At 70.5% G+C, this 4,888-nt stretch carries 3 protein-coding genes; all 3 read left to right on the top strand.

Translation table 11 applies throughout. The features are described 5' to 3' along the window. On the top strand, positions 1-994 hold a 994-nt coding region (locus AC1DP0_RS20035), incomplete at its 5' end, for a thiolase family protein (RefSeq protein ID WP_478087994.1). After that, positions 991-3,120 (top strand): 3-hydroxyacyl-CoA dehydrogenase NAD-binding domain-containing protein, encoded by a 2,130-nt coding sequence (locus AC1DP0_RS20030; RefSeq protein WP_478087992.1) that lies wholly within the window; start codon positions 991-993, stop codon positions 3,118-3,120. The genes AC1DP0_RS20035 and AC1DP0_RS20030, both read left to right, overlap by 4 nt. 145 nt (positions 3,121-3,265) lie before the next feature. Then, complete coding sequence (locus tag AC1DP0_RS20025) at positions 3,266-4,795, top strand: helix-turn-helix domain-containing protein (RefSeq protein ID WP_478087990.1); 1,530 nt, start codon at positions 3,266-3,268, stop codon at positions 4,793-4,795. The last annotated feature ends 93 nt before the right edge of the window (positions 4,796-4,888 follow it).

Raw genomic sequence — 4,888 nt, 5'->3', positions numbered from 1 at the left:
CCTCTCGGGACTGCCGAACACGACGCCCGGCTACTCCGTCGACCGGATGTGCGCAGGTGCCATGACCGCGGTGACCAACACCGCGAGCTCGATCGCGTTCGGCGCCTACGACATCGCCATCGCCGGTGGCGTCGAGCACATGGGCCGCCACCCCATGGGCGAGGGCGTCGACCCCAACCCGCGCATAGTGTCCGAGAAGATCGTCGACCCCGACGCGCTCGTCATGGGCAAGACCGCCGAGAACCTCCACGACCGTTTCCCGCAGCTGACGAAGCAGCGCTCCGACGCCTTCGCCGTCGGCAGCCAGGACAAGCTCGCGCAGGCGTATGCCGACGGCAAGATCCAGCGCGACCTCGTCACCGTGGCCACCCGTCACGCCGAGAAGGGCTGGGGCCTCGCCACCGCCGACGAGCCGCCGCGCCCCGGCACGACCGTCGACGACCTGGGCCAGCTGGGAACCCCCTTCCGCGCCCACGGCAACGTGACGGCTGGCAACGCCGCCGGCCTCAACGACGGTGCGACCGCGTGCCTCCTCGCCTCCGAGCAGGCCGCGACCGACCTCGGCCTGCCGGTGCGCATGCGCCTGGTGTCGTTCTCGTTCGTCGGCGTCGAGCCCGAGGTCATGGGCGTCGGCCCGGTCCCGGCCACCGAGAAGGCGCTCGCCAAGGCGGGCCTCACGATCGAGGACATCGGCCTCTTCGAGCTCAACGAGGCGTTCGCCGTGCAGGTGCTCGCCTTCCTCGACCACTTCGGCATCGCCGACGACGACCCCCGCGTCAACGAGTACGGCGGAGCCATCGCCACCGGCCACCCGCTCGCGAGCTCCGGTGTGCGGCTCATGAACCAGCTCTCGCGCCAGTTCGAGGAGCACCCCGAGGTCCGCTACGGCCTCACCGCCATGTGCATCGGCATCGGCATGGGCGGCGCCGTCATCTGGGAGAACCCGCACCACGAGGACTACGTCGCCTCGATCGAGAAGGAGGACGTCGCGTGACCGCCACGACCGAGAAGCCCACGGCTGCAGCCGATTTCGCGAGCGAGGTCGTGACCCGTACGCCCGTCCACGACATCGACCTCCCGGGTGGTGCTGGCACGCTCGCCCTCGTCACGCTCGACAACGGCTTCGACCACACCAAGCCCAACACCTTCGGCCCGCAGTCGATCGCCGGCCTCACCGAGACGATCGCCCGCCTCCGGGAGCGCGCCGAGGCCGGGGAGATCGTCGCCGTCGCCGTCACCGGCAAGCCCTTCGTCTTCGCCGTGGGTGCCGACCTCACCGGCGTGCCCTTCATCGGGTCGCGCGACCAGGCGCTCGAGATCGCCCGAGCCGGCCACGCGGCATACGCCGCCTTCTCCGACCTGCCGGTGCCGACCTTCGCCTTCGTCAACGGCGCGGCGATGGGCGGCGGCGTCGAGCTGGCGCTGTCGGCGACCTACCGCACGATGAGCGCGGGCGTCCCGGCCGTCGCTCTCCCCGAGGTCTTCCTCGGCCTCGTCCCCGGCTGGGGCGGCTGCTGGATGCTGCCCAACCTCGTCGGCATCGACAAGGCGCTCACCGTCGTCATCGACAACCCGCTGAGCCAGAACCGCATGCTGGGGGGCGTCGACGCCTACCAGCTCGGCATGGCCGACGCGCTCCTCGAGCCGGCCGACTTCCTCGAGGAGTCCATCGCCTGGGCCGCCCGCGTCCTGTCGGGCGAGGTCACGGTCGAGCGTGCCGAGGTCGACCGCGACGAGACCGCGTGGAACGCCGCGATCGCCAGGGCCAAGGGCCTCGCCGACGTCAAGACGGGCCGCCAGGCCAGGAGCCCGTATGCCGCGCTCGACCTGCTCGCTGCCGCGCGCACCGCGACCCGCGAGGAGGGCTTCGCCGCCGAGGACGAGGTGCTGGCCGACCTGCTGATGAGCGACGAGCTGCGCGCGGGGCTCTACGCCTTCGACCTCGTGCAGAAGCGCGCCAAGCGGCCCGCCGGGGCGCCCGACAAGAGCCTCGCCCGGAAGGTCACCAAGGTCGGCATCGTCGGGGCCGGCCTCATGGCGAGCCAGCTCGCGCTGCTCTTCATCCAGCGCCTCCAGGCGCCGGTCGTGCTGACCGACATCGACGACGAGCGCGTCGCCAAGGGCGTCGGCTACGTCCACGCCGAGCTCGACAAGCTCGCCGGCAAGGGCCGGCTGAACTCCGACAAGCTGAACCGCTACAAGGCGCTCGTGACCGGGTCGACGAGCAAGGACGGCTTCGCCGATGCCGACTTCGTCATCGAGGCGGTCTTCGAGGAGATGTCGGTCAAGCAGCAGGTCTTCGCCGAGGTCGAAGCCGTCGTCTCGGCCGAGTGCGTGCTCGCGACGAACACCTCGAGCCTCTCGATCGCCGAGATGGCCTCGCGTCTGGAGCACCCCGAGCGCGTCGTCGGCTTCCACTTCTTCAACCCGGTCGCCGTCATGCCGCTGCTCGAGATCATCCCGGGCGAGCGCACCGACGACGCCACTCTCGCAACGGCATTCGCGGTCGGCAAGGCGCTGAAGAAGACGTGCATCCGTGCCGCCGACCGGCCGTCGTTCATCGTCAACCGCCTCCTCGGCCGCTTCATGGGCGAGGCCGCGAAGATCCTCGACGAGGGCACGCCGATCGAAGTCGTGGACCGGGCCTTCGCCGGTCTCGCGCCCATGCCGCCGTTCGTCCTCATCGGGCTCGTCGGTCCGGCGATCGCGCTGCACAACGGCGAGACGCTCGTGAAGGCCTTCCCCGACCGGTTCCACGCCTCTCCGACGCTCCAGCGGATCGTCGCGGCCGGCAAGCGCGGCTTCTACGACCTGAGCTCGGGCCGTCCCGTGCTCGACCCCGAGGTCGCCGGGCTGATCGAGAAGCCGGCCGAACCGGTCGTGCTCGACCTCGCTCAGGTGCGCCAGCGGGTGCTCACCGTCCTGGCCGACGAGGCGCGCCGGATGCTCGACGAAGGTGTTGCCCAGGCCCCGATGGACATCGACCTGGCCATGATCACCGGCGCGGGCTTCCAGTTCTGGAACGGCGGCATCACGCCTCTGCTCGACCGGACGGGCGTCGCCGAGTCCGTCACGGGCTCGCGCTTCCTGCCCGCCGGCGTCGCCGACGCCCGCGCCTGACGGGCTCCCCCACGCCCGCCAGCGCCACCACACGGCATACGTCCCCTGCCGGCCGCGGGGCGCCCCGGACCCCGCACGCACGGGGTCCGTGGCCACGCGGCGTGGGTGATTTGCCATAACTCATATATGAGTTAGCCTCGTGCTCGTGACTCAGACCTACCTGACCCGGATCGGCGGACTCATCCGCGACGCCCGACGCCACAAGGGCATGACCCAGTCTGACCTTGCCGACCTGCTCGGCAGCTCCCAGGGCGCGGTCACCCGCATCGAGCAGGGCAAGCAGAACCTCAGCCTCGAGATGCTTGCCAAGATCGGCGACGCCCTCGACTCGGAGTTCGTCTCACTCGGACACTCCGGCCCGCAGCACCTGCGCATCGTCGGCGGCCAGAAGCTGACCGGCGCCATCGACGTCAAGACCTCCAAGAACGCTGCGGTGGCGCTGCTCTGCGCGGCGCTGCTCAACCGTGGCCGTACGACCCTGCGCAACCTCGCCCGCATCGAGGAGGTCAACCGGATCCTCGAGGTGCTCGCGTCAATCGGCGTGCGCACGCGCTGGCTGCCCGACAGCAGCGACCTCGAGATCATCCCGCCGGCCGAGCTCAACCTCGAGGGCATCGACGTCGCCGCCGCGCGCCGCACCCGCACGGTGATCATGTTCCTCGGCCCCCTGCTCCACGAGCACGAGTCCTTCCAGCTGCCGTATGCCGGTGGCTGCGACCTCGGCACCCGCACCGTCGAGCCGCACCTGAGTGCGCTGCGCGCGTTCGGGCTCGAGGTCACCGCGACGCACGGCTTCTACGAGGCCCACTCGGACCGCTCCGTCAGCCCGCAGCGCCCCATCGTCCTCACCGAGCGCGGTGACACGGTCACCGAGAACGTCCTCATGGCGGCCGCGCGCCACGCCGGCACCACCGTCATCCGCAACGCCAGCCCCAACTACATGGTCCAGGACCTGTGCTTCTTCCTCGAGAAGCTCGGCGTGCGCATCGAGGGCATCGGGACGACCACCCTGACCGTGCACGGGGTCGCCGAGATCGACGTCGATGTCGAGTACTCCCCCAGCGAGGACCCGATCGAGGCGATGAGCCTCATCGCCGCTGCCGTCGTGACCGACAGCTCGATCACGATCCGCCGGGTGCCGATCGAGTTCATCGAGATCGAGCTGGCCACGCTCGACGGCATGGGGATGAAGTACGACCTGTCGGCTGAGTACACCTCGGCCAACGGCAAGACCCGCCTCGTCGACCTCACGACGATCCCCGGCCCGCTGCACGCCCCCATCGACAAGATCCACCCGATGCCCTTCCCCGGGCTCAACATCGACAACCTGCCGTTCTTCGCGCTCATCGGCGCGGTGGCCGAGGGCAGCACCATGATCCACGACTGGGTCTACGAGAACCGCGCCATCTACCTGACCGAGCTGACCAAGGTCGGCGCCAAGGTGCAGCTGCTCGACCCGCACCGCGTCATCGTCGAGGGACCCACCCGGTGGCGCGCGGCCGAGGTCATGTGCCCTCCGGCCCTGCGTCCCGGCGTCGTCGTGCTGCTAGCGATGCTCGCCGCGCCCGGCACGTCGGTGCTGCGCAACGTCTACGTCATCAACCGCGGCTACGAGGACCTGGCCGAGCGCCTCAACGCCCTGGGCGCGACCATCGAGGTCTTCCGCGACATCTGAGGTTCCTGGCAGGGGCTGGCGGTCGAGCGGTCAGTCACTGCGTCGGTTGCTCGGCGGCGCCGGCAGGGCCGGCGGCGCCGGCAGGGCCGCGGC

The sequence above is a fragment of the Terrabacter sp. P5_B1 genome (assembly GCF_056400505.1).
Note: the sequence above shows the minus strand (reverse complement) of the source record. Positions and strands in the feature narration are given on the sequence as shown.